Annotated in this window: 21 protein-coding genes and 1 other RNA gene; 11 read left to right on the top strand and 11 right to left on the bottom strand. The window is 43.2% G+C overall.

What is annotated here, in order from left to right; all coding sequences use genetic code 11:
• The first annotated feature begins 39 nt into the window (after positions 1–39).
• The 5 genes from JFC10_RS00430 to JFC10_RS00410 all read left to right on the top strand — a co-directional run bounded on the left by JFC10_RS00430 (position 40) and on the right by JFC10_RS00410 (position 6,136).
• On the top strand, positions 40–750 hold the full coding sequence (locus tag JFC10_RS00430) for an FFLEELY motif protein (RefSeq protein WP_198331184.1): 711 nt from the start codon (positions 40–42) through the stop codon (positions 748–750).
• A gap of 235 nt (positions 751–985) precedes the next feature.
• Positions 986–1,954 carry a bifunctional demethylmenaquinone methyltransferase/2-methoxy-6-polyprenyl-1,4-benzoquinol methylase UbiE gene (ubiE, locus tag JFC10_RS00425; RefSeq protein WP_455236770.1) on the top strand — a complete coding sequence of 323 codons (969 nt, stop codon included), beginning with the start codon at positions 986–988 and terminating at the stop codon, positions 1,952–1,954.
• A 95-nt stretch (positions 1,955–2,049) separates the two neighbouring features.
• Positions 2,050–2,754, top strand: coding sequence for a ubiquinone biosynthesis accessory factor UbiJ (locus tag JFC10_RS00420; protein WP_198331182.1), 705 nt, complete (start codon positions 2,050–2,052; stop codon positions 2,752–2,754).
• A gap of 120 nt (positions 2,755–2,874) precedes the next feature.
• Positions 2,875–4,536, top strand: coding sequence for an ABC1 kinase family protein (locus JFC10_RS00415; RefSeq protein WP_198331181.1), 1,662 nt, complete (start codon positions 2,875–2,877; stop codon positions 4,534–4,536).
• 184 nt (positions 4,537–4,720) lie between these two features.
• The gene (locus JFC10_RS00410; RefSeq protein WP_198331180.1) at positions 4,721–6,136 is read left to right on the top strand and encodes an FAD-binding oxidoreductase; all 1,416 of its coding nucleotides are present in this window, start codon (positions 4,721–4,723) and stop codon (positions 6,134–6,136) included.
• A 169-nt stretch (positions 6,137–6,305) separates the two neighbouring features.
• On the opposite strand, the gene ruvB is transcribed toward JFC10_RS00410, so the two are convergent.
• From ruvB to JFC10_RS00385, 5 genes are all read right to left on the bottom strand, one after another.
• A complete protein-coding gene (gene ruvB / locus JFC10_RS00405; protein ID WP_198331435.1) occupies positions 6,306–7,286 on the bottom strand; it encodes a Holliday junction branch migration DNA helicase RuvB in 981 nt (326 codons plus the stop codon).
• A gap of 361 nt (positions 7,287–7,647) precedes the next feature.
• On the bottom strand, positions 7,648–8,268 hold the full coding sequence (gene ruvA / locus JFC10_RS00400) for a Holliday junction branch migration protein RuvA (RefSeq protein WP_198331179.1): 621 nt from the start codon (positions 8,266–8,268) through the stop codon (positions 7,648–7,650).
• 96 nt (positions 8,269–8,364) lie between these two features.
• Entirely contained in the window at positions 8,365–9,402 is a 1,038-nt protein-coding gene (fba, locus tag JFC10_RS00395) for a class II fructose-bisphosphate aldolase (protein WP_193011192.1), read from the bottom strand.
• A gap of 483 nt (positions 9,403–9,885) precedes the next feature.
• The gene (locus JFC10_RS00390; RefSeq protein WP_198331178.1) at positions 9,886–10,251 is read right to left on the bottom strand and encodes a hypothetical protein; all 366 of its coding nucleotides are present in this window, start codon (positions 10,249–10,251) and stop codon (positions 9,886–9,888) included.
• 259 nt (positions 10,252–10,510) lie between these two features.
• Positions 10,511–11,725, bottom strand: coding sequence for a phosphoglycerate kinase (locus JFC10_RS00385; protein WP_198331177.1), 1,215 nt, complete (start codon positions 11,723–11,725; stop codon positions 10,511–10,513).
• A gap of 339 nt (positions 11,726–12,064) precedes the next feature.
• Here JFC10_RS00385 and JFC10_RS00380 point away from each other — a divergent pair, with 339 nt between their 5' ends.
• Positions 12,065–12,394 (top strand): TraR/DksA family transcriptional regulator, encoded by a 330-nt coding sequence (locus JFC10_RS00380; RefSeq protein WP_193011190.1) that lies wholly within the window; start codon positions 12,065–12,067, stop codon positions 12,392–12,394.
• Positions 12,395–12,442: 48 nt separating this feature from the next.
• Here JFC10_RS00380 and JFC10_RS00375 read toward each other — a convergent pair whose 3' ends face one another.
• Positions 12,443–13,111: a thiamine phosphate synthase gene (locus tag JFC10_RS00375; protein WP_198331176.1), complete on the bottom strand. Its 669-nt coding sequence runs from the start codon at positions 13,109–13,111 to the stop codon at positions 12,443–12,445.
• Positions 13,112–13,255: 144 nt separating this feature from the next.
• Positions 13,256–14,326, bottom strand: a complete 1,071-nt coding sequence (locus JFC10_RS00370) for a serine hydrolase (RefSeq protein ID WP_193011188.1) — start codon at positions 14,324–14,326, stop codon at positions 13,256–13,258.
• A 428-nt stretch (positions 14,327–14,754) separates the two neighbouring features.
• Here JFC10_RS00370 and JFC10_RS00365 point away from each other — a divergent pair, with 428 nt between their 5' ends.
• The 3 genes from JFC10_RS00365 to JFC10_RS00355 all read left to right on the top strand — a co-directional run bounded on the left by JFC10_RS00365 (position 14,755) and on the right by JFC10_RS00355 (position 19,077).
• Positions 14,755–15,390: a response regulator gene (locus JFC10_RS00365; protein WP_193011187.1), complete on the top strand. Its 636-nt coding sequence runs from the start codon at positions 14,755–14,757 to the stop codon at positions 15,388–15,390.
• A 96-nt stretch (positions 15,391–15,486) separates the two neighbouring features.
• Positions 15,487–17,280 carry a sensor histidine kinase gene (locus tag JFC10_RS00360; protein ID WP_198331175.1) on the top strand — a complete coding sequence of 598 codons (1,794 nt, stop codon included), beginning with the start codon at positions 15,487–15,489 and terminating at the stop codon, positions 17,278–17,280.
• A gap of 84 nt (positions 17,281–17,364) precedes the next feature.
• Positions 17,365–19,077, top strand: a complete 1,713-nt coding sequence (locus JFC10_RS00355; protein ID WP_198331174.1) for a sigma 54-interacting transcriptional regulator — start codon at positions 17,365–17,367, stop codon at positions 19,075–19,077.
• Between the two features lie 78 nt (positions 19,078–19,155).
• Here JFC10_RS00355 and JFC10_RS00350 read toward each other — a convergent pair whose 3' ends face one another.
• Positions 19,156–20,658, bottom strand: coding sequence for a S41 family peptidase (locus JFC10_RS00350; RefSeq protein ID WP_198331173.1), 1,503 nt, complete (start codon positions 20,656–20,658; stop codon positions 19,156–19,158).
• Positions 20,659–21,005: 347 nt separating this feature from the next.
• A complete protein-coding gene (gene gpmI, locus JFC10_RS00345; RefSeq protein WP_193011183.1) occupies positions 21,006–22,664 on the bottom strand; it encodes a 2,3-bisphosphoglycerate-independent phosphoglycerate mutase in 1,659 nt (552 codons plus the stop codon).
• 246 nt (positions 22,665–22,910) lie between these two features.
• Here gpmI and ssrS point away from each other — a divergent pair.
• A non-coding RNA gene (ssrS, locus tag JFC10_RS00340) (6S RNA) lies at positions 22,911–23,106 on the top strand.
• A gap of 121 nt (positions 23,107–23,227) precedes the next feature.
• Here ssrS and JFC10_RS00335 read toward each other — a convergent pair.
• Positions 23,228–23,860: an FxsA family protein gene (locus JFC10_RS00335; RefSeq protein ID WP_193011182.1), complete on the bottom strand. Its 633-nt coding sequence runs from the start codon at positions 23,858–23,860 to the stop codon at positions 23,228–23,230.
• A gap of 259 nt (positions 23,861–24,119) precedes the next feature.
• Here JFC10_RS00335 and ruvC point away from each other — a divergent pair, with 259 nt between their 5' ends.
• Positions 24,120–24,704: a crossover junction endodeoxyribonuclease RuvC gene (ruvC, locus tag JFC10_RS00330; protein ID WP_198331172.1), complete on the top strand. Its 585-nt coding sequence runs from the start codon at positions 24,120–24,122 to the stop codon at positions 24,702–24,704.
• Between the two features lie 134 nt (positions 24,705–24,838).
• On the opposite strand, the gene JFC10_RS00325 is transcribed toward ruvC, so the two are convergent.
• A complete protein-coding gene (locus JFC10_RS00325; RefSeq protein WP_198331171.1) occupies positions 24,839–25,762 on the bottom strand; it encodes an META domain-containing protein in 924 nt (307 codons plus the stop codon).
• Between the last annotated feature and the right edge of the window lie 263 nt (positions 25,763–26,025).

The raw sequence follows: 26,025 nt of genomic DNA, 5'->3' as shown, positions 1-26,025 counted from the left end.
CCTTTTAACCCTTTTTACTTTTATGTAGGTTTACTTACCATGGCCTCTTTAGCCGATTTACAACAACATTTGAACCGTTTTTGGGCACTACCTTATCATGAAAACTTGGCATTAAACGCCAAACTCAGTGAGGTGCAAGCCTGGCAACGTGGCCGAATTCAGAACACTCATAAAGACTTGTTTGAGCAACCTCAAAACCAACTAATGGCAGATTATTTTTTAACACAACTGTATGGCGGCGATGAGTTCAAATTATTAGCCAAACAGTTAGAACGCATTGTGCCTAAAGCGCAAAAAGTCGAGCGTTTCGCGCCAGCAGCAGCTTTAGAAACTGGCAGCATGGCGATACAAGCGGCTATTTTAGCGATAGAGCTAGATTTACATTTAGCCGAATGGCTATTGGCTCAAGACTTAGCCGTTAATGAAGATACCATGCTGAACGCTTATCGAGTGGTCGATGAAGCCGACATCAGACGTATCCAAATTGGTCACTTAAAAGAGGTCTGCTATCGTACCGATAAATACATAAACTCTTTTATGTTGCAAAAAGCTTTTGCCTTGGCCAAAGGCACCGCCTACCGTTATAACTATCAACCCTTGTATGAATTTATTAATGCTGGATTTATCGCGATGCGTCCGTTAGACAGTGTCAGCGGTTTCATCGAACCATTTTGTGAGCGTGAGCTTGAGATTATTGACCGTGTTCATGAGACGGATAATGGCGGTAAGCCAATGACGTTTGGTGTATGATAGGACGCATCATTTGCTTGGTTAGCTGCTATTTTATACCTTTCAAATAAACAATCATAAAAGTGAATAATAGGATAATGCTATGACCGATAATATCAATAATAACAACGCTCATCTCGATCACAAACCTACGATCAATGGTCATTTACAAGATAAACTGGTCAGAGACAGCATCACCCACAATCAAAATATCACGGCACAAGTGCAAGCACGTCAAAGCTATGAGACTAATACCATGCTTAATACGGGTATTGATGCTGGCGTCGAAAACAGCAAGAGAAATAACTTTACACAAGTTCAAGACCTACCAACGGGAACGCCACAAGGCCAACAAACCACTATGCCAAATAATACTACCAGCAACAACGTAGACAATGCCTCTGTACAAGCACAAACCACCAAGCAAACGCTTTTTAACCAGCGTGATGATATCAATAATCCACATACGCCTGATACGGATGGTAATGAAGAAACGCATTTTGGCTATAAGACCGTCAATAAGGCTGAAAAACAAGCGCGTGTCGCCGATGTTTTTACCTCAGTTGCCAAAAAATACGACATCATGAACGACTTAATGTCTTTTGGTATTCATCGCCTATGGAAGCGTTATGCGATTAGCTTATCAGGCGTGCGTGCGGGTCAGCATGTGCTTGATATCGCTGGTGGTACAGGTGATTTAGCCAAAGTCTTTAGCCGTGAAGTCGGCAAAAACGGTCATGTGGTGTTATCAGATATCAATGCCGCCATGCTAGAAGTCGGTCGTGAACGCTTAATCAATGCTGGCTGCAATAACGTCGATTTTGTACTTGCCAATGCAGAAACACTCGCGCCATTTGATGACAATAGCTTTGATTTGGTCACTATCAGCTTTGGTCTACGTAATGTCACGGATAAAGACGCTGCTTTAAAATCTATGTATCGCGTGCTTAAGCCAGGTGGTCGTTTATTGATTTTAGAATTCTCAAAACCTGTATTTGAGCCATTGTCTAAAGCCTATGACTTATACTCATTTACCGCCTTACCTATTATGGGCAAGCTGATTGCCAATGATTCTGAGAGTTATCAATACTTGGCTGAATCGATTCGTATGCATCCTGATCAGCAGACGCTGAAACAAATGATGCAACAAGCTGGATTTGAGAACTGTGATTATCATAACTTGACTGCTGGTATCGTAGCCGTGCATCGTGGCTTTAAAGCATAACGATAAAAAAATACTAATACCCGATAGTCGTGACCATTAATCCTGACAAACCATGCGCTTTTCTAAAGGCGCTCAATTGAATATGCGAGAGCCTTATGCTGACTGTTCTACTTTTAGCGGGTGCCGAAAAGCTGATCAACCTTGCCATTGCTAGTGATGAGATTACCAAATCAGGATTGGCACCGCTTGCTGGCAAAGTGTTGCGACTCAATATGGCAATGCCTGAGATTCGTTTGGATATTTTATTTACCCATGAGCGTTTGCGTTTTGAGCCAGTGACGACTGATAGCGTGTTTGAGCAAAGTGGCGCTATGGACGAGCGCCAAAAAGCCAGTATGGAGCGCGCACGGCTCGGTCATAGTCGTCCAGACTGTACTATTACTGTAGATAACCCAGCGCAACTGCTGAATCTGATGCGCGGTACCGAGGGCAACTTGCCTATCGCGGGTGATTACAAAGTACTGATGCAGCTTAAACAACTAGTCGCGGGCTTTGACCCAGATGTCGCAGGACAGCTTGAGCCATTTATTGGTAAACCGATGGCCAGTCAGTTGCATCTGCTTATATCGCAGCTTAAAGGCAGCTGGCGCCATAGTGCCAAACGCACTTTTGATGATGTCAGCGACTGGGCCAATGATGTGGCAGGAAATAGTGTTCCCGATCCTATCGAGGTGGCAGAAGTAAACGACCTTAAGCAGCAACTATTAAAACTGCGAGCTGATGTCGAACGTGAAGAGGCCAAACTTGCTGCTATCAAAGATGAACAGGCACGTTTTCTCAATAACTCGTTTCATCAATAGCTTCTGCCGTCGATGATAGCTCAATCCTATCATCGACAGCACTTTTTATAGACAAGCACAGTTTATAGATAAGTACTGCGCCTACCTTATTTTCGACTTTCTTTAGAGTACCTATATCTCATGCTATTATCTCATCGCGCCCGCTTACTTGAGCTTTGGCGCATCGCCGCAACTTACCGTATTGATACTCACCTTTCTATCGAAGACGTGCCACAGCTGCAACCTTTGGCGCGTTTAATTCGCCTACATCCAGCTGCTTGGGGTAAAAAACATCAACCCAATGCCATTAAGTATGCGCTTGAAGACATGGGCACGCTGTTTTTAAAGCTTGGCCAACTACTGTCAACGCGTCGCGATTTAGTACCGCCTGAGATTATCGAACAATTGGTTCAGCTACAAGATAAAGTCAAACCTTTTGATTCTGATGTAGCCATCACCCAAATCCAAGACCCCAAACACGGTCTCGGTCAATCAATTGGCACACTGTTCGCACGCTTTGATGTCAAACCTCTAGCGGCGGCTTCGATTGCCCAAGTGCATACTGCTGCATTGCATGATGGTCGTGAAGTGGTGGTAAAAGTGGTGCGTCCTGATATCCGCACCACCATCATTACTGATTTTGAGCTACTACGTGAGCTGGCCAATTGGGCATCAGCGCGTATTGAAGCGGCGCGTGCCATTCATATAATCGATATTGTCGAAGACTATCGCCAAGTGATGTTAAACGAGTTGGATTTGACGTTAGAGGCAGACAATACCACTCAGATGCGCAACAACTTCTTGGGTTCCGCATTGATGTACGTACCAGAAGTCTATGATTCTGCCAAAAATGTGATGGTCATGGAGCGTATCCAAGGCGTTCCTATCTCGCAAATTGAAGTGTTTGATCAGCTTGGTTATGACCGAGCAGCACTAGCAGAAAAAGGCTTAACGATATTTTTTACCCAAGTATTCCGCGATAACTTTTTTCATGCCGATATGCATCCGGGTAATGTATTCGTAGAGACCCCACCCGTTAAAACGCTCACTGCAGACATGGCAGCGGTTGACTTAGGGCACGAGCCGCGCTATATCGGGCTTGATTGCGCCATAATGGGTACGCTATCAAAAGACGATCAGCTCATTGTGGCGCGCATGCTGTTGGCGGTGATGAATAACAACTTTACGGCGATGGTTGATATCGTCAGTAGAGCGGGCTGGATTCCACCAAATACAGACAAGCATGCCCTAATGCGCGATATGAAACGCACTGTTGGTCCCATGCTACAAAAGTCTATTAATGATATCGACTTTGCTGGTGTCTTAATGCAGATTCTAGATATTGCCCGCCGGCACCATATGAGTATCCCACCGCAACTCATGCTGCTATTGAAGACCTTGGTTCATGTCGAAGGGCTCGGTCGCGACTTGTATCCTGACCTTGATATCTGGTCACTTGCCAAGCCGATTTTAAGCAGTTGGATTAAAGAGCAGCTCGATCCGATGCGTAATTTACAACAGCTGCGCCAGCAGTTACCAGAGATTTTATTATCGACCACTGATATTCCCAAGTTGCTAGACCAAGGCTTACAAAGCCTTGCCTCACAAGGGTCGCGCCAAGACAGTCAACTGCGAGAGATACAGCAAATTCGCGCGGATATGCTCAATGATCGACGCCGAGATTGGCTGGCGCTTGCTGGCTTTGCCATTTTCATTGCTATTGCAACACAGGTTGTTGGCTGGCTCTCGCCTATCTTTTATATATTGGCTATTTTGGTTGTCGTTTGGCGTATTTTAGCTTAACACTCTATTATTTTTAATAAAAATAAGTATTGGTTAATAGTCAGTACTATCTAGTATTTATTCAATAAGCTCCCACTCACTTTCATTGCTTTTTAGCGACATTTAAGTGAGTGAGAGCTTAGCTTTTACATTACCTCATTTTTCATTGGCTCGGTAAAGAAGACACCCTGTATAGGAGTCACCCATGTCTACCTCTAAATTATCTATTGCTAAAAAAGACCACAGCGAAGCCATTGCTGCCTTACAAACCCGTTTCGGTAAACACCTTACTACCAATATAACGGTACGTGAACAGCATGGACATACGATGACGTGGCTTGCCAATCAGCCACCCGATGCCGTCTTGACAGTACAAGATAAGCACGAGGTAGCAGCTGCGGTTGAGATTTGCAATCAGTATCAAATGCCAGTGATTGCATTTGGTATTGGCTCATCCTTAGAAGGTCAATTAAATGCCCCGTATGGTGGATTATGCATCGATATGTACTCGATGGATGCAATATTGCAAGTCAATAATGAAGATCTGACGGTGACCGTACAACCAGGCGTCACACGTGAGCAGCTCAATCATTATTTACGTGATACAGGACTATTTTTCCCAATAGATCCGGGTGCCAATGCTAGTATCGGCGGTATGGTCGCTACTCGCGCCTCAGGCACCAATGCGGTACGTTATGGCACGATGAAAGATGTGGTACTCGCGCTTGAGATAGTCACCGCGAGTGGAGAGATTGTCCGCACCGGTAACCGTGCCAAAAAATCTGCCGCTGGTTATGACTTGACCAGATTAATAATCGGCTCAGAGGGGACACTTGGTATCGTCACAGAGATCACGCTTAAATTGTTTGGCATTAGCGAGTGTATTGGCAGTGGCATTTGCCACTTCTCAACGATTGAGGATGCCTGTCAGGCAGTAATGCTGACCATTCAAATGTGCTTGCCGATTGCGCGCATTGAGCTACTCGATGCGATGCAAATCAAAGCCTGTAATCAATATGCTAATCTTGATCTGGATGAGGTGCCTACCCTATTTGTAGAGTTTCACGGCACAGATGCCAGCGTCGCTGAACAAGCTAAAATCTTTACGGATATTATCGAAGAGTTCGGCGGTCGTGACTTTGCTTGGGATACCAATGAAGCGGAGCGTAAACGTCTGTGGCAGGCACGGCACAACGCTTATCATGCCAGCTCTGCTCTACGTCCTAAAGCCAGCGCCTTATCAACGGATGCTTGTGTGCCCATTTCACGCTTGGCTGAATGCGTCAGTGCGACAGCAAAAGATATCGAAGCGTCGGGCATGATTGGGCCTATCGTCGGTCACGTTGGCGATGGTAATTTTCATGTTTTGTTATTGGTCGATACCGAAAATCCTGAAGAAATCGCTACCGCTGACGGCATTATCAGCCGCTTAGCTACCCGCGCTATTGAAATGAATGGCACTTGTACAGGTGAGCATGGTATCGGGCAAGGCAAACAAAAATATATGCAGCAAGAGCACGGTAACGCCTTAGTGCTGATGCAAGCGATTAAGTCAGCCCTTGACCCTAAAAATATTCTCAACCCGGGGAAAATATGGCCTGAAGCTTTATCTAGTAGCTAATATTTTTATGGCTAAATCATATTAAAATTAAGAAAAAAGTGCCTACCTTTAATCTCTCAATTAAAGGTAGGCACTTTTTTTCACAAAAATTAGAGTAGCAAGAAAAACAAGTCATACAGCTAGTAGGCTAAGTAAGTTTGACACCGTTAATCATATTTTTGGATAGGTATTATAACATTTGGTCAATCGCCATTTGGGTCAGTACGCGTCCACGAGCTGTACGTAATACATAGCCTTGCTGAATAAGATATGGCTCAATCACATCCTCAAGCGTACCACGATCTTCCGCCATCGCCGCTGCCACTGCTTCCACACCTGCAGGGCCACCATCAAAGCGTTCGTGCAATATTTCAATATAACGTCTGTCCAAATGATCAAGACCACGTCTATCAACTGCCAGCATATCAAGCGCTCTGCCAGCAATCGCGCCATTGATACTACCATCACCTCTCACCTCAGCATAATCCCGCACACGGCGTAATAGTCGATTGGCAATCCTTGGCGTACCACGCGCACGGCGAGCAATCTCCACCGCGCCATCTTCGCTCATCGGCACACGCATCAAACGTGCAGCACGACTCACGATCGTGGTCAGGTCAGCAATATTATAAAATTCGAGCCGCTGCACAATACCAAAACGATCACGGAGTGGCGACGTTAACAAGCCTGCTCGCGTGGTTGCCGCAACCAAGGTAAACGGTGGCAAATCAAGCTTGATAGAGCGGGCAGCGGGCCCTTCGCCAATCATAATATCCAGCTGGAAATCTTCCATGGCGGGGTAAAGTATTTCTTCAATAACAGAACTCAATCGATGAATTTCGTCGATAAATAGTACATCACCCTCTTCTAGATTGGTCAGCATGGCTGCCAAATCACCGGGGCGCTCAAGCACAGGTCCTGAGGTAGAACGCAAGTTACCACCCATTTCACGAGCAATAATATTGGCAAGCGTCGTTTTTCCAAGACCGGGCGGACCAAAAATCAAAGTATGATCTAATGCCTCGCCCCGACCACGTGCCGCGCCAATAAACACTTCCATTTGTTCACGTACCACTGGCTGACCAATATATTCAGCCAATAAAGCCGGTCGAATATTAGAATCAGGCGCATCGCCTGCCCCTTCGAATGGATTAATCAAACGATCTTGCATCATAGGTTTTATCATTATATTAAAAAATTAGGTATAAATAGCATAACCAAACGCTACGTATAAGTCATGCAAAACATCATAAAGCAGCTACTAAATAAAGCACAGCCTAAAACGAAAATAAGCGACAATGAATGTCGCTTATCTGTTTAAGAATTATTGATACTTATTAGGGCGTGTCCTCATTTTAAAAATGGTGATAAAAATGAGATAAATTGCCGTCAAACAAGGAAAGTAGCGCAAATAATATCGAGATATTGATAAGCTATTTGACAATGTTTGGCAAAATTTAGCCATTGTTAGCCCATTTAGAGGATAATCGATTGAATTGAGGACACGCCCTAATAGTAGTGAGCTGAATAAATCAAAAGCCTGACAGCTGTTGCAATGTGGCTTTTAGCAAACCTTGAGTATCGGCAAAGGTATCGCCATTACTTTTAGCAGCTTTAATCGCTTGCTGAGCTTCTCTTTCTTTATAGCCCAAGCTAATCAACGCACCTTCTACCTCAGCGATGATGCTGCCCTCGTGAGACACCTCAGCAGGTTGAATGGCAAACTCTAAACTACCGTTATCAACTTCAATATTTTTCAGCTTGTCTTTTAGTTCAATCAATAAACGCTGCGCTGTCTTTTTACCAATACCGGGGATACGAGTCAATGCCGTCTCTGACTCTTGCTCAACATGCATTTTCAGCTCAGCAGCTGACATCGCAGATAGCATTGCTAACGCCATTTTTGCGCCAACGCCATTGATCTTGATCAATTGACGAAAGACATCGCGCTCTTTGCGATCAATAAAGCCATAAAGCAGCTGCGCATCTTCACGCACATGAAAATGCGTCCAAATGCTCGCCTGCTCATTGAGACGCAACTGGCAAAATGACGGTAGCGGCAGCTCAATATCATAGCCGACACCAGAGGTAGTCATGACACAGGCAGTCGGTGCCATCAAATACTGCACTTGACCACTAATCAATCCAATCATAATCCACTACCTCTGTTAGAGCTATTATAAAAAATGAGCCTAGTTGCTATTTAATAAGCTATTTAATAACTAGCGGCTACCTCTTAGTAATTAAGCTTATTTATAAAAATCGACCATACCTTCAAGGCTAATTGGACGAATTTTATGGGCTTGACCAGCAGAACCGAAGGCTTCAAATCGATTGGTACAGATATCTGACATCGCAACCATAGACGCTTTAAAGTATTTACGTGGATCAAATTCGCTCGGATTTTCTACAAGGAATTTACGGATAGCGCCTGTTGATGCCAAACGTAAATCGGTATCGATATTTACCTTACGAACGCCATGCTTAATCGCTTCAACGATTTGCTCAACCGGCACACCGTAAGTCTCACCGATGTTACCACCATTTTCATTAATAACTTTTAACCACTCTTGCGGCACTGATGAAGAGCCATGCATAACAAGATGGGTATTAGGAATACGGGCATGGATTTCTTTGACACGCTCAATGGATAAGATATCGCCTGTCGGTGGACGCGTGAATTTATAAGCACCATGACTGGTACCGATGGCAATGGCTAACGCATCGACGTTAGTGTCTTTAACGAACTGTTCTGCTTCATCAGCACTGGTCAATAGCTGCTCGTGATCCAATACGCCTTCTGCACCAGAGCCGTCTTCTTCACCAGCCATACCGGTCTCAAGACTACCCAAGCAACCAATTTCACCTTCTACTGAAACACCGCACGCGTGTGCCATCTTGACAACTTCGCGAGTCACGCTAGCGTTGTAATCATAGTCCATTGGCGTTTTGCCGTCTTCACCGAGCGAGCCATCCATCATCACTGATGAGAATCCAAGCTGAATTGAGCGTTGGCAAATCGCTGGTGACATACCGTGATCTTGATGCATGACTACTGGAATATGTGGCCACTCTTCGATCGCAGCAATAATCAGGTGACGCAAAAATGCAGAGCCTGCATAACTACGTGCACCGGCACTGGCTTGAACGATAACAGGTGAGTCACAGGCGTCGGCCGCCATCATGATTGCACGCATCTGCTCTAAGTTATTGACATTAAAGGCAGGGACACCGTAATTATGCTCGGCGGCGTGATCTAGAAGTTGACGTAACGATATTAAAGCCATAAGACGCTCTCTGATTAAATTTTGAATATGATATTAAGAAGTCATTCTTAAAAATACGATGTTGCAACAATTGCCCTAAAACCCTAGCCTTATAATAGCCAGACCAGCAAAAAACCGGTGTTTTTTGATCGTAATTATTACGCCGTGATTATAGCAAAAATTGCCACCGCTTCGTAGCAGTTAACCGACTATTTCTTTCTTTACTATATTCACAGAACAGAATGATAGCGAGTTTATATAAAGGAACTTGATAGGTTCAATATGATACGTAACTGATTGAAAAAACCGATAAGCCTCGTGCGTTATATTTTTTACTGACCAACCTCTAAATTATGATTTTAAATACAAAAAAGCCTTGGCTATCACCAAAGCTTTTTAAATATTTTGAGGGCTTATACAGCAATCGCCAAATCAATAGCCGATTCATCAATCGATAAATTAACAGATCAGCTGCTTATTTTCAATTGCTCATGTATTGATAAATTAGTACTGCTGCTCTGCTTCTACTGCATTTTCACTGGCTTTATCCTCAACAGCAGATGCGCCATCGGCAACTACTTCAGCAGTATTGGCAACGGCTTCATTTGCGCCTACTACAACTGCTTCACCAGTGTCTTCTAGCGCATTGGTAGCAGCAACACCAGCAGTTTCAGCGCCTTCGGCAACTTCAGTACCAGCATCCTTTGCAGCAACTTCAGCTTCAGCAGCAACGGCTTCTGTTTCAACAGCGACATCATCACCAGCAGACTCAACAGCTGCTTCGGTGTTCTCTTCTGTTTGTTGGCTACATGCAGTAATTGCAAAAGTACCAGCAAGTACGCTAGCAAGTAATAAATGGCGTTTTAACATAATAAACCTCTCATAAATAAAGCATGTCAAATACATGATTTTCGCTATTTTATATAGTACAAATTAGACATGCAATCATAATTTTCATTATAGAAACAAATAATTACTACTTAATAATAATCAGTGACCACTCTCGCTTATTGCTCTTAAAACAATAAGATAAGAATAATAGCCAAAATATTATTAATACAGCGTACATTAGATGGGGAGGTTAAATTGTACGGCTAATGTTACTCATCTGCTAAGTATCGTTAAAGCGTTACGCATCAACTTGTAGGGCAGCAACCGCAGGTAATATCTTGCCTTCTACAAACTCTAAAAATGCACCGCCACCCGTTGACATGTAGCTAACGCCATCTGCTACTTGATATTTATCAATCGCAGCAAGCGTATCACCACCACCAGCAATCGAGAAACCTTGGCTATCTTTAACGGCATTTGCCACGATTTGCGTACCCTGACCAAACGCATCGACTTCAAAAACACCGACCGGACCATTCCACAAGATAGTTTTTGCGTTGATAATGGCATCCGCCAGTTGCTTAGCACTTTCTGGGGCGATATCCAATATCATGTCATTTTCGCCAATCGCGTCGACAGATTTTATAGTCGCAGTGGCTTGTTGTAATGAGCCAGTAAAATCAGCAAAATCAATCTCATTTTTATCAGCGACCACAACATACTCAGGTAATAAAATCTCAGTCTTAGTCATAATGTCACGAGCTGTCTCAACCAAGTCCGCTTCATAAAGTGACGCACCGACGCTATGACCTTGCGCCGCTAGGAACGTATTCGCAATACCACCACCAACGATAATCTGCGAGCATAGTTCAGACAAACTGTGCAGCACTTCTAGCTTTGTTGATACTTTTGAGCCACCCACGATTGCCAACATCGGCTGTGCTGGGGTTTCAAGTGCTAAGCTTAACGCATCAAGCTCAGCCGCCAATAACGGCCCTGCACAAGCTGTTTTTCCTGCCTGATGCATGGCTTGGGTAACGCCTTCTGTCGATGCCTGTGCGCGATGTGCTGTGCCAAACGCATCCATTACGAATACATCGCATAAGTCAGCGTATTTCTGTGCTAAATCTGCATCGTTTCTCTTTTCGCCCTGATTAAATCGTACGTTTTCTAGTAGCACTACCTCGCCTGCTTTAATCGCCACGCCCTCAGTAAGATAGTCCTTGTTTAAGCTAACTGGCTTTGATAGTTGCGTGGCTAGTTTATCGCTTAAATACTTAGCCACTGGTGCTAGCGAATATATCGGCTCAGGACTGCCTTCAGTGGGACGTCCCAAGTGCGAACAAACAATAACGGCCGCGCCTTGTTCTAACGCCATCTTAATCGTAGGCAAGCTGGCTTGTAGACGCGCATCGCTGGCGACTTTACCGTCTTTAATAGGCACATTGAGATCTTCACGAATCAACACCACTTTATCCGTTAAGCTCAGCTCACTCATACGCAAAAAATTCATTACCTGCTCCTATGTATCATCTTTTGTTAATCTATCGGTTGGCTTTTTACTCATTACTGAAAAATATTTATCAAATTAGTTATTCTTTCCTGTGGCTTTATAAAAAAGTGACCAAGCAAGAATTTGAGGCGGTGTATTCTAGCAGTTTTCTAGCACGTGCTCATAAAGAACGTGCCATTAAATTTTACTCAGTAGGTTATAACTAAAGCCCACTGACTTGATTTTAATAAAAAATCAGTAACATTTCGTGGTGGCACTTAGTAATAAGCCTGTTTATGATGCTATTAGCACGGATAATAAATAATGCTAACAATAAAAATAACCCATTAGGAGAACCCCATGAGTATCGACCTTCAGACTGCTAAACAAAACCTACTAGCACTCAAAGAAGAATATGAAACTCGCATTAATAAAATCGAAGATCATATCCAACACCCACAAGACGACCTCAATGAGCATTGGGAAGACCAAGCCATCTCTTATCGTCAAAATGACATGCGTACAAACTTGATGGGTGAAGCCCGCCAAAGTTTGATCTATGTTGAAAACGCGCTAAGCCGTATTGAAAACGGTACTTATGGTGAATGTGAAGTCTGCGGCGAGCAAATTGAAGAGCAACGCTTGCAAGCACTGCCTTACGCTACCCTATGTATGGAACATGCTGAATAACGATTCATTTTTACTCCAAGCAGCCATTCCAAATCAAAGTTCCATCGATCAAGCAGGTGTTTCCCATTTAGAGAACGCCTGCTGCCACTGATAACAGCGGGCGGCGACTTGATGCACGGGCAAATCCATAATATCCCCAACAACTGCCACGTAAGTAATTGGCAAATCTACCAGCTCGGAGATATTTTCCGCCGTCAAACCACCTATGACGCATAGCGCTATATCTTGCTGACAGCCATCTATGAGCTGCTGGCGTGAGATGATATTGGCATTAGGTTTTGTATTTGAGGTAACAATCGCACCCATAGCGGCATAGCTTGCGCCCTCATTTTTTGCTTCTTTTACCAAGTCTACCTTGCCATGACAAGTACGTCCGATTATTTGGTTTGGCTGTAGTTCGTGCTTAGCATCGGCAACTTCGCCATCTTGTTGACCCAAATGCACCCCAACACCGAGCTTGGCAGCCAGTTTAACATTGTCATTGATGACGACTGGTACATTGTACGCTTTCGCCAACTCAACTATCTGTTTAGCCTCTTCGTATAGATGAGACTCACCATCAGGCAATGACAGGATTTTCTTGCGACGGATTTGTAACAACGCAATGAATCCTGTCGCCAATGCGGCTTCTAATTTCTGGTAGAGAAGTACAAACTCATCATCATTGGTAAGTAAGTATAGCTTTGGCGCTGCTATAACAGTCAGTGCTTGAGTCATATAGTTTTTCCTTGGGCATGTGCCCTCATTTTTATCCGATTTAGATATCCACCGATTGAGTTGAGAACACGCCCTAAATTCAACACAATAAAAAGGCTGTTATATTGAATAACAGCCTTTTTTATAAATACTAAAACAGTAAGACTACACCGTGCGACGTGTCGCTAAACTGTTTAAAATGTTTTTAGCATCACCCCAACGTGTGGCTGAGCTGTTCGCTCCTAAGATGACAATAATTGCTGGACGGTTATTCACACGTGTTTCCATGACCACACAACGGCCAGCTTCATTGATGAAACCTGTTTTTGAGATACCAATTGGATAATCACCAGCACGAACCAAGCTACTGGTATTATTGGCTTTATACGTACGGTTACCGCTTGAATAGTTTGAAACAAAAAAGTCATAACTCTTGGTAGTAGAGAAACGGCGAATCACATCGTAATTACCCGCGGCACGTACCATTTTAACCAAGTCATTTGATGAAGCCACATTACGTTTATCAAGACCCGTTGGATCGCCAAAGAACGCAGTAGTCATACCCAGATCTTGAGCCTTTCGATTCATGGCACGTATAAAAGCACTGTAGCCACCTGGATAATTACGCGCTAAACTCTTTGCTGCTGGATTTTCTGATTTCATTAATGCCATCAGCAACATTTCAGCACGGTTCAAACGGTCGCCTGATTTAAGGTTAGAGCTGGCACGCTTAGGACCAACGAAATCTTCTGGATCGAGTGTGAGCTCTTCACGCATATCGAGACCAGCGTCCAATACCACCATAGCCGTCATAACTTTAGAGATACTGGCCATAGGGCGCGCTATGTCAGCATCTTTTTCATAAATAGATTCGCCTGTTTCAGCATCGATGACCGCGACACTACGCGAGTCAGTGCTGATAGGTATCATATCACTGCTACCAAATGAGCCACGATACGTCGTATTGTAACTGTTATTGCTGCTGCCGAAACTATTGGCATTAGTGATGCTGGTCGTACCATTGCCAGTATCGACTTTCTTGATAGCTGAACCATTGGACTTGTACATAATGTTGCGTGCTTCAGACAGACTATCAGCACCGCCCCAACTCATGCGAGCACTAGAACTATTGTCAGCGCTACCATTAATAGTAAGTGCGGCTTGTGCAACACTGCCCAAACTCAATGAAATCATAGCAGCGATTAATTGCTGTTTGGTTAATGGTAGTTGCTTCATTATGCCTCCTGCTGTCGCGATGCTGTTAATTAGAGAATCAGTTACATACTAACCAATAGCAACAACGTACGTAGCGTTTATGAATGGGTTTATAAGTACTCGTATAGAGTTTTTGTATTTTTAGTGTATCATGGTTTGCATTTAAGTTTACTGTATCAAAATGATTTAATGGTTTATTTTGACCTAATTCAAGTTTTGCTACAACCACTTTATATTGTAGAAACATTGACTCACATTTCAGCAATGTATTTTAACTTTGAACACTGTGATTATCCGTATTTTGTCATATTAAACAACGGTATCTATCTAATATGTTAGCAGCATTTCACCTTTTTCAAAAACTAAAAAATGACTCTGATGGCCTTATTTTTCTTGTCATTTAGTGTCAATAAAAGCCTTCATTCTGACAAATAACAAAGAGTATCGTTATGATTAAAGTACTGGTAGTAGATGATCATGATTTGGTAAGAATGGGTATTAGCCGTATGTTGTCAGACAGTGTCGATATCGAAGTAATCGGCGAAGCGGACAGCGGTGACATGGCCATCAAACTGGCCAAACAATTGCGTCCTGATGTGGTTTTGCTTGATGTCAATATGCCTAATATTGGTGGGCTTGAAGCAACCAAACGCTTAATTCAGCTGGATATGGGTATCAAGATATTGGCTGTCAGCAGTATGTCAGCACAGCCTTACCCTTCTATGCTCATCAAAGCTGGCGTCAACGGTTACATCACTAAAGGCACGCCACTCGATGAGATGATTCGTGCTGTCAAAAAAATCTCTCAAGGTGGTCGTTATTTTAGCCAAGATGTTGCCGAACAACTCGCTGATGTCTTACTGTCGGATAATGCCAACTCACCTTTTGACTTACTAAGTGATCGTGAAAAACAGGTGGCGATGATGGTCGTGAACTGTCAAAGCCCGCAGCAAATCGCCGACCAGCTATTTGTCAGCGTCAAAACCATCAACACTTATCGCTATCGTATTTACGAAAAAGTCGGGGTGGATAGTGATGTGAAGTTAACACATTTGGCCATTCGTCATGGTCTGATTCAGCCATAAATCATTAGGGCGTATCCTCAATTCAATCGATGGACATCTACATGAGCTAAAAATGAGGATACGCCCTAGCAACTGTTCCTTTATTGCGGTCAATCTATGAAGCCTGCTACTAATATTATCTCTGCTGTTACTCACTATTTGCATCGCGATGACACGCTATCACCACCTCAGTTACGCAGGTTAGGGCTTATCTATAGCAGTTACCGCTTTGCCGTTAGTCTGTTTTCTCTACTGATGGTGTATATCACCGCTCACTCTGACAACAGCCTCTCTCTACCAAGCTTCTTACAACAAACGGCTCTTAGCTTTTATCTCCTGCTTAGCCTCATTTTACTCGGCTTGTTTTATGTTGTTAATCAACAAATGCGGCGGCAGTTGGCCTTCGGTTTAGTATTAGATGTCATTATATTAAGCTTATTACTATATACAGCAGGCGCGCCTGATTTACAGTTGACCATGCTTTATATGGTGGTAGTCGCAGCAAGCTTTATGTTGCTACACGGCTCACAAGCTTTGATTATTACCCTACTTGCTATTATTTTTGTCATTTATCAGCAATTCTTTTATGCCATTGCCAATAGCATGAGTTTGGCAAATTTAGGGGATGCTTTGCTCATGTCAGCCAGCTTTTTAGCGGTTGGCGGTTTGAGCTGGTCCATCTCACAGCGATTAGTACAACTTGAGAAAGTAGCAGCGAGACACGCCAAAGAGGTTGAACGATTAAATGTCATCAACCAAGAAGTCATCACGCAAATGGTTAATGGTGTCATCGTCATTGACAAACAGCATATCGTCTTAGCAAACCTTGCCGCTCACCAACTACTCAGTCTTTCGCAAATCCCTTCCGCATCATTGCAAAACGCCTCTATTGACACAAAAGGTACTCGAAACAATACTCGCAGTGCGCTCTTATCTAACTTTCAACAACAGCTTAGCCAACAACATACGCAGCTATTTAAAGCTTGTTTGTCGGTAGCGGTCGGCCAATCACGCACCTTTACTTATGATTTGCCTGCAGTCGCAAACGCTTCCATATTTGGTAAACTGCGCGTACAAATCATTCCTTTAAAGGATGACAGCAAACTGATAATGCTAGAGGACTTACGCCGTGAACAAGCCAACGCCCAACAGTTAAAGCTGGCTTCTTTAGGGCAATTGACGGCGAGTATCGCCCACGAAATAAGAAACCCTTTGGCAGCAATATCACAAGCCAGTCAATTATTAATGGAAGATGCTATAGAAGCCAATGTAACAGGCGATACAGCAAATAATACAATAACGGCGAATATCTCAAATGATGATATGGCCGCGAATCATGAGCTTTATCAAATGATATTTTCGCAAACAAAACGCGTGAATCGTATTATCGAAGATGTACTAAAACTGTCTCGCCAGCAAACCGCAAACCAGCAGGCGATCGTATTGGCAGACTGGATGCCAACATTCTTAGAGAACTACTTTCAAGGACACGATGTCTTTCTACGGGTAAAAACTCAACCGACCATATCATTCGACACACACCAATTAGAGCAAGTCTTAATCAATTTAATTAACAATGGCTTGCGTTACAGTAGCTACGCCCACCCTCATGCCTATGTGGAAATCGAGATTTATTGTGCGGATAACGATGTTATAATTGATATTCTGGATGCTGGCCGTGGGGTGAGCGCCAAAAATACAGAACATTTGTTCAATCCATTTTTTACGACAGATCAGGCAGGTACAGGCTTGGGACTGTATTTATCACAAGCTTTTTGTGAGGCCAACCAAACTCGCTTGCTTTATATTCCTGAACATGAGAAAACCTGTTTTCGCTTGATAGCACCTGCTGTTAGCGCTGATACCAATGTAAATAAAATTGAAAATAACGTTAATACCAGTATTTTATAAATATTAACGTTATATGGAATACTTTGCCATTAAGGCCTCTTGGTTTTTACCATTTTATAGCTACTGAATACGATGAGATGATGTATGACAACAACCGCGCTAGTCGTTGATGACGAAGTGGATCTGTGCCGATTGATGCAAATTACTTTGACCAAAATGGGCATTAAAAGTGATGTAGCATATACTCTGTCACAAGCAAGATCATACTGGCAAGACAATGATTACGATTTTTGTCTGACCGATTTAAAGCTGCCTGATGGGTCAGGACTAGAGTTAGTAAAAGAAATCAGCAATAGCTCTAGTACCCCCATTGCCGTTATTACTGCTCATGGCAGTATGGATCTCGCCATTGAGGCATTGAAGCTTGGTGCTTTCGACTTTGTTAATAAACCTCTTGAGTTACCGCGCCTACGTCAACTGGTGCAAAATGCTTTAAAAGTTATTCATCAAGATAATGAAGCAAAAACCACAGCTGAATGCTCACCTGAACAAAAACTGTTAGACAGTAGGCTCATTGGTGATTCTGCTGTGATGCATCCGCTGAAAAATACTATTTTAAAATTGGCACGCTCACAAGCACCCGTATTTTTGTCAGGCGCTTCGGGTACTGGTAAAGAAGTGGTTGCCCGATTGATTCATGATTTAAGCCCACGCCGTGATGGTAGCTTTGTGCCAGTAAACTGTGGAGCGATACCATCAGAGCTGATGGAATCAGAGTTTTTTGGTCATAAAAAAGGTAGCTTTACAGGGGCTGTCGCTGACAAGCAAGGGCTATTTCAACAGGCCAATGGCGGCACGTTATTTTTAGACGAGGTGGCAGACTTGCCTTTGGCCATGCAGGTAAAACTACTGCGTGCCATTCAAGAGAAAACGGTGAGAGCCATTGGTGATACCAAAGAGGTTCCTGTAGATATTCGTATCTTGTCCGCCACCCACAAAAATTTAAACCAACTGGTACAGGATGGGGCATTTCGACAAGATTTATACTACCGTATCAATGTGATTGAATTAAAACTGCCAACGCTCAATGCGCGTCGTGATGACATTCCTGTATTAGCCAAGCACTTTTTAGCATTAATTGCTGATGAATGGCAGTTAGAGAACCCTCCAACACTTACCATCGAGGCTTGTGAGCGTTTGCAAGATCATAACTTTGCGGGCAATGTCCGTGAACTACGTAACGTCCTTGAACGTGCCGTCACCCTAGCAGAGACGCCGTACATTGACATCAGCCATTTGGGTTTGCCTGATATTGATATGACTCATCACCGTGCAGTCTCTCAAGATCAGAGTGAGCCAGCAGTTATTGATAAAACTCAACATTCTGAACGTCAAATAAACAATCAAATGGTCGCTCAATCGATAGAAAGTAGAGAAAAAATCATTCAATCCATGGATGAGACCATAGCGCCACAAGCCAAGCAAGTGACGACCAATTTGCACCCTTATCGTACTAATACTCAGCACTACCCTTCTATGATACAACGCTCGGCAAGTAATCATGCTGAAAGCTCAAACCATACACCCCGTCATGATCACGAAGAATCTGCCACTCATCAATCTATTCTGCAAGGACGTGATGAAAAAGCAATTCTAAGCGAATTAGAGGATGGCCAACTGCCATCTCAAGGGTTAGAGCATTACCTACAAGAACAAGAAAAACAGTTGATTATTACCGCACTAAAACAAACTGCTTGGAATAAAACGCAAGCCGCTGAACTACTAGGCACCACTTTTCGCTCTTTACGCTATCGCATGAAAAAACTAGAGATAGCTGAGGATCAATTTGAGTCATAGCATTCGCTATTTTTGAATAACGATAAATGATGATATTTTAACGTTAATATATCGCGCTAGCCTATCTTTAAACGAGCTTTATTGAACCTTATTGTCTGCCATCGCTTTATCCTCTTTGGCAGGTTTTCGGACAAAACGAATGCCCGAATCAAGGGCTTTTGTTTTTAGTAAAGCGAGCGCTTGCTGCTCCCATGTACTTTCACTACCTGACAAAGTCATGTCAGGCTCTACACCAATTCCATCGATCTTATTACCTGACGCTGTCATGTAGTTGGCGACCGTTAGTTTGACAGCCTGCTCATCATTCAGTGGGATAACCGACTGTACCGACCCTTTGCCATAGCTGACTTCACCAACAATCGTGGCACGTTTTTGCGCCTGCAAGCTGCTGGCCAGAACCTCTGCCGCTGATGCAGAATAGCGATTTTGCAACACCACCACTGGCAATGATTCAAGTGTCGCTATGCCTTGAGTAGATAGCGTACGCGTGTCACTTTGACGACCCTTTACTTGTACCACATCAGTGTCGCTCATAAACAAACTGGCAATACTCACCGCCGACGTTAACACCCCACCTGGATTATCACGCATGTCTAGCAAGACACCTGAAATAGGTGCATCTAGACCTATCAAGCCTTCCAAGAGTTTTTCACGGCTATTATTTTGAAAAGCGGGCAACTTGATAACAGCGATACCGTCAATGAGACTTGCCTCAACCGTTTGGGGGTGACTGTTATTACGCTGCAAGGTCGTGGTATGTTTACGGCGACCAGCTTTTGAGGTTACAATATCTACTTGCGTACCCGCAATTCCTGTCAGAAGTTGCTCGATATCGTTACTTTCTTTGTATTCATCCAGCTTAAAATCACCGACTTGATGCAAGTAATCCCCAACAGCAATGCCTTTTGTATCTGCAGGCGATGCATCAATAACCTCTGTAATCACCCAATAGCCATCTGTAGGCTGATAAGTGACTTTAATACCGACATCACCCACATCACCTTCGGTAAAGGCTCGCAGGTTTTCATAAGCCTCAGCATCTAAAAATTCAGCATGGCTATCTAGCTTAGTCAACATACCACTCAACGCATTATTGAACAGCTCTTCATCATTGACCGCATCTACATATTCACGGCGCACCAAATCCACTACCGCAACAAACGTCTTAAGCGTTTCTGGAGAAATAGCATTCAATGATACTTGCGCAACCTCAGCTGGAATACTGACATCGATCTCATCCGTATCATCGGTCAAGGCGCTCTCATCTGCGACACTGTCTATCGAATCGTCAACTTGGTCGGCTGACTCAAGCATATCAGCGATATCTGATAAATTATTAGTATCACCTTCTGTAGCTATCTCGTCGCTATTTAAGCTGATCAGTTGTAGACTAGCGGTAGGGTTATTGATGGTCGCAGTAGCTGGTGATCTCGCTGCTTGTGCAACCATACTGGCAGTGCTTAGCCCAAGCAGACCTATCATTAATGCAGGTTTAAAAATAGTCGGCGCAGTCAATGCCTTCATTGCGTGTTTGCCCAATCGCTTCGTCAATGGTAAGCGCATAAAATAAATAGAACGCATAAGAGAACTCGTTTAGATAATAGAATTATTTTTATAGATATATTAATGATATTTGCCTTATAAGATAGCACCAAGAGCCAGTCTAAGACTAGGGGAGTATTGCAAGTAAAATTAACGACAAATAATATTATCTCCTCAACTTACAATCAGCAGTGTTAAATTTGCTTAGCATACGAAATATCATAATTGCCCATATTTTTCTCACTCCTTAAACATTTAAAATGATATAAAGTCAGCAGAATATATCTTGAAAAATATAAAAAAAAGGGAAGAGACAATAAATATCTCTTCCCTTTCATTACTGCTAACAGCGCTAGCAAGTGGTCAAAATACTAATATTGACTGACTTACAATGCTGAAACCAGTAAGCTCTCGCCCGTCATTTCAATGGGCTGTTCAATATCCATCAGGGCCAAAATAGTTGGTGCGACATCGCTCAACTTACCACTACTACGTACTTGTAGATTTTTCTCACCCACATAAATGAATGGCACATGCTCAGTAGTGTGTTGAGTATGTACTTGACCGCTTTCATAATCTTGCATCTGCTCACAGTTGCCATGATCTGCCGTGATAAGCATGTCACCACCAGCGGTGCGTACCGCTGACTCTATACGGCCAACGCATACATCCAATGCCTCTACTGCTTTTACAGCTGCATCAAAAACCCCTGTATGCCCAACCATATCACCATTGGCATAATTGACAATTAACACGTCATATTTGCCTGATTCAATGGCAGCCACTAATTTATCAGTCACTTCAGGTGCGCTCATTTCTGGCTTCATATCATAAGTGGCAACGTCTGGAGATGGGACAAGAATACGTGTTTCGCCCTCATACTCTTCTTCACGACCACCACTGAAAAAGAACGTGACATGTGCGTATTTCTCAGTTTCAGCGATACGTAACTGTGTTTTGCCTTTATCCTGCAAATATTCGCCAAGCGTATTGGTCAATGACGTGGGATAATAAGCAACGCTAGTTTTGGGATTATCCGCTAAAATGTCTGAGTACTTGGTCAGCATGACAAAAGCTGCAAGCTTTGGTCGTTTATGACGGGCAAAACCCGAGAACTCATGATCTGGTAACACAAAAGCCTGCGCCAGTTCACGGGCACGATCAGCCCGGAAATTCATAAAAATCAGCGCGTCATTGTCATCAACGGTATATGGCACCTCATCACGCCCAATCACTACAGTCGGATTGACAAACTCATCGGTCTCGCGTGCCTTGTAAGCAGCTTGTACCGCGCCATCTGCACGCGTAGAAAGACGATCAGCCTTACCCTCAGTAATAAGCTCATAAGCTTTTTGAACGCGATCCCAACGATTGTCACGATCCATCGCATAGTAACGCCCAATGATACTGGCAATTTGTACGCGGCCACCTTCATAATGAGCATTAAGCTTATTGATATGATCTCGCAGACGATTGATATATTTATCAGCCGATTTAGGTGGGGTGTCGCGTCCGTCTAAAAAACAATGAACAAAGACATTTTTGGCGCCATGCACTAACGCGGAGTGGCACATCGCTTCGATGTGGTCTTGATGCGAATGTACGCCACCATCTGATAATAATCCCATGATATGGACGTTACCACCAAGCTCGTTCGCGGCTTTTACCGCATTAACTAAGGCTTCGTTTTTATAAAATTCACGATTGGCCACTTCACTTGAAATACGAGTCGAATCTTGATAAAGAACACGGCCCGCGCCCAAGTTCATGTGCCCAACCTCTGAATTGCCAAACTGCCCATCTGGCAAACCAACGTCTTCTCCAGAAGCAGATATCAATCCATGCGGATATTGCTGATAAATCCTATCCAAATTTGGCATATTGGCGGCAGCAATTGCATTATCCTTATCGTCTTCACGATGCCCAAAACCATCTAATATCATTAAGACATGCGGCACTTTTTTATTTTGATCGCCATCCTGCTTACTATTGAGCTGAGCCTGATTATCATCGATAAATGCTGATTGTTGCTGGGTATTGGTCATGGATTACCGCTCCTCAAGTGAATGAACGCCTATAATGCTGTATTAGGATGTTTAAAGCCCTCTATATTAACACACATCTTAAAATAGCTGAAAAATCGCCCTTTTAGGCCCACCCTTAAACGTTTAAAGTACCTTTATGTAGGTGAAAAGGCGGTTAACACTCAACAGCAATGATGCTAATCCCTAAATCTACGTAGTAATCTGTAAATCATACTTGCAATCACTCAAACCATTGGTTAAGATAATTATATTCTGAAGTGTTGGCTAGTAGATGTTTATTCCCTGAGCCGATAATGCTTTACCAGGATGTGGTACCTATCGTCTCATTGTGTATGCCTGCACCGCTTGCGGTGTATCAGGAAACCTGCAGAGATGATGACGCATCCGCCCTGAACTTCACGGTTCATGGGTCACCATCTTACAGCGGCACTTCGGTTGTTTCATTCGGTTCGTAAATATATTGCCTATAATCAATGTGTTTACTGCCACCAAAAAGCCCCTTCCGTCAATGACGAAAGGGGCTTTTTTTATACCTGATTTTTGACTAACCAATTCTCTGATAATTACTCATCGTTAGCAGATTTGGTAATTTTTTTCACATCTTTAGGAATATTTTTGGCAGTACCATCAACAGTAGTATGCTGTTTAAACACATCACCGAATGGGTTTTGCTGTTGTTGACCAAACGGATTTTGGCTATTCATGCCACCTGCGCCGCCGAATGGGTTTTGACCACCCATGCCGCCAGCACCACCAAATGGATTTTGACCGCCGCCCATTTGACCACCCATCTGTTTTGCCATCATCTCCATCATTTTTTGCTGATTATTCATGACATAGTTATTGGCAAAGTCTTTAAGCTTCTTTTGTACTGGTGGCAATACTACCAATAATGCGAGCAAATCGCTCAGCACACCCGGAATGAGTAGCAAAATGCCGGCCGCTGCCATGGCCACACTTTTCATCATGGTTGATTCTTGCGGACGCATCGATGGGTTCATCATGCCACCCGCTTTCATTTGCTGCGCCATTGGATTGAGAGCGGCCATCCCTTTACGTATGAGTGAAATACCGATAACTGCGGCGATAATAAACCACATAAATACCCACCAACCACTCATAAACTGAGCAAGCAAATACCAAAGTAGCATTTCGATAATAAACCAAACAATGGCAATACCAACTATCTGACCCATAAAGTGTCGTCCTATAAAATAAAAACCAATAAATTAAGCGCCATGCAAATTAAGATGGCTAACATATGATGTATATGGGGATTGATTGCTATACTATCAAACTTAAGGCTGATTTTTAAGCCATATAGTCAGTTCAATATGATTTGGATACAGGGAAGGTAAGTGAAAGTGCTACGAGTAGTAGGCTGAACGAGCCTGAAACCGTATCCGATTTATATAGGATTGACGATAAAACAAAATGTAAGCAAGATGGAATACTATGGCAATTATTATTGGAATTGATCCTGGTTCGCGCATGACTGGTTATGGCATCGTCCAACAGACAGGCGACAAGCTAACGTATATAGATGCAGGCACTATTCGTACAGACACCAAAGAGATGCCTGAACGCCTCAAGCGTATTTTTAATGGGCTGACCCGTATTACGCAATATCATTTAAAATATGCCAACGAGCCTATTTATACCGCTATCGAGCAGGTATTTATGGCAGAGAATCCTGACTCAGCATTGAAACTTGGGCAAGCGAGAGGTGCTGCTATTGCCGCCATGGTTGCGCTGGATTTAGAAGTATCAGAATATACTGCACGTCAGATTAAACAAGCTGTTTGCGGTTATGGCGCAGCGGCCAAAGAGCAAGTACAAGAGATGGTTTGCCGCATACTATCTCTAGATGTCGTGCCACAACAAGATGCCGCCGATGGTCTTGCCTGTGCCATTTGTCATGCACACTCAAGCCATTCAATGAATAAATTAATATTAAACAGTGCCATGCGTGGACGCGGTGCTTCTAAGAAGAAAGGTCGCTGGCGTTTGACCGAAGAAGATCTAGGGAATTTACGTTAAAGTAAGAATCCTAACGATAATAAAGTATAGCAAACAACCATAAAAGGACACGCCTCTGAATGACGCGTGTTTTTCGAGCTGTCTAAGTTATTTACGCTATCGTTTTACTATAAAAATAACACGGCTTAAACCGCCTACTCTGCTACGGCACTCTCAATCACCGCATCCAACACATAAGCATATTCTTCGCCTTCTACACTCTCGTCACTGTCTAATTGGTAGCGCTGTAGACGTAACACTTCGTCGTGCATGCCATCATGCTGATAGCCATCAATTTCACCCGTAAAGACTACCCACTTACCTTTACTCGTTTTAATGCCTTGGTTATCGTAAGTAATGGGTTTCACTTGTAGACACATCTCTGAATCATTATCGGCGCAAGGTATCATTTTCGAGCTTACTGCCCAAAATACGGTCTCGCCTTTGCTATTATATTTGGCTTGTGGGGTAAGCCTGCCTTCCCAAATTAACGTTGCTGCATCACTGGTGACTTGGGTTAATATTGGCTTATCACTCTTAGGACTATCATCTTTAGCAGCGTCATCTTTGTCACTACTAGCTAGCACTAATGTTAATTGACTTTCACCTTGCATCAACTGACTTAAACTATTTTCAGCCTTATCAAGCTCACCACAAGATATTTTAGTGCTCATACCGTCGTCAATAGTCAAAGTATGACCTTGCAACTGGTAGCCAGCACTCATGGTATTACAGCCAACACTATAGCTTAAAGTATTCTCACCTTGGTATTGGCTAAAAGACAAACGCACTTGGTCTTTAATATCCATCAGCATAGTTAATGGCTGTGCGCCTTTATCCGTGGCAGACATTAATGTCCAACGATAACGTGTAAGGCTGGCAATCATTTTGTCTTCAGCGCTCATCTCATCCATCTGAGTATTATCAGTTACTGCATCAGCGCTTGTCTGAGTGCCTTCTTGTGCGTCACTTTCTTTGGGTAAAGAAGCGTCTTGGCAAGCACCTAATATCAAACTTAATGCCAACAAACTTGGTAAAAAGGTGAATCGAATTGGCCATTTTCTTACAGATGAGGTCATAGCAGTCATACCTTGTGGTTATCCCTTCTTGAAGTCAAATTATTTGATACTTAATATTAAATACTTAACAATAAGGGGCTGATGATATCCACTTTAATAAAGCGTCACAATTCACCACTATAACGCTGTTGATTACCGTAGTTGTAACAAAGTGTTTATTTTTATGGATTCATCGTAACTGCTATTTTGATACTTAAAAGCATAATAAAAGATCACTGGTCTCAGACAACTGAGAATCGCATCAACTATCTGAGACCATCAAT

The organism is Psychrobacter aquimaris, from assembly GCF_016107525.1.
In the GTDB taxonomy this organism is placed as follows: domain Bacteria; phylum Pseudomonadota; class Gammaproteobacteria; order Pseudomonadales; family Moraxellaceae; genus Psychrobacter; species Psychrobacter aquimaris.
This window is presented reverse-complemented; position numbering and strand designations above follow the sequence as displayed.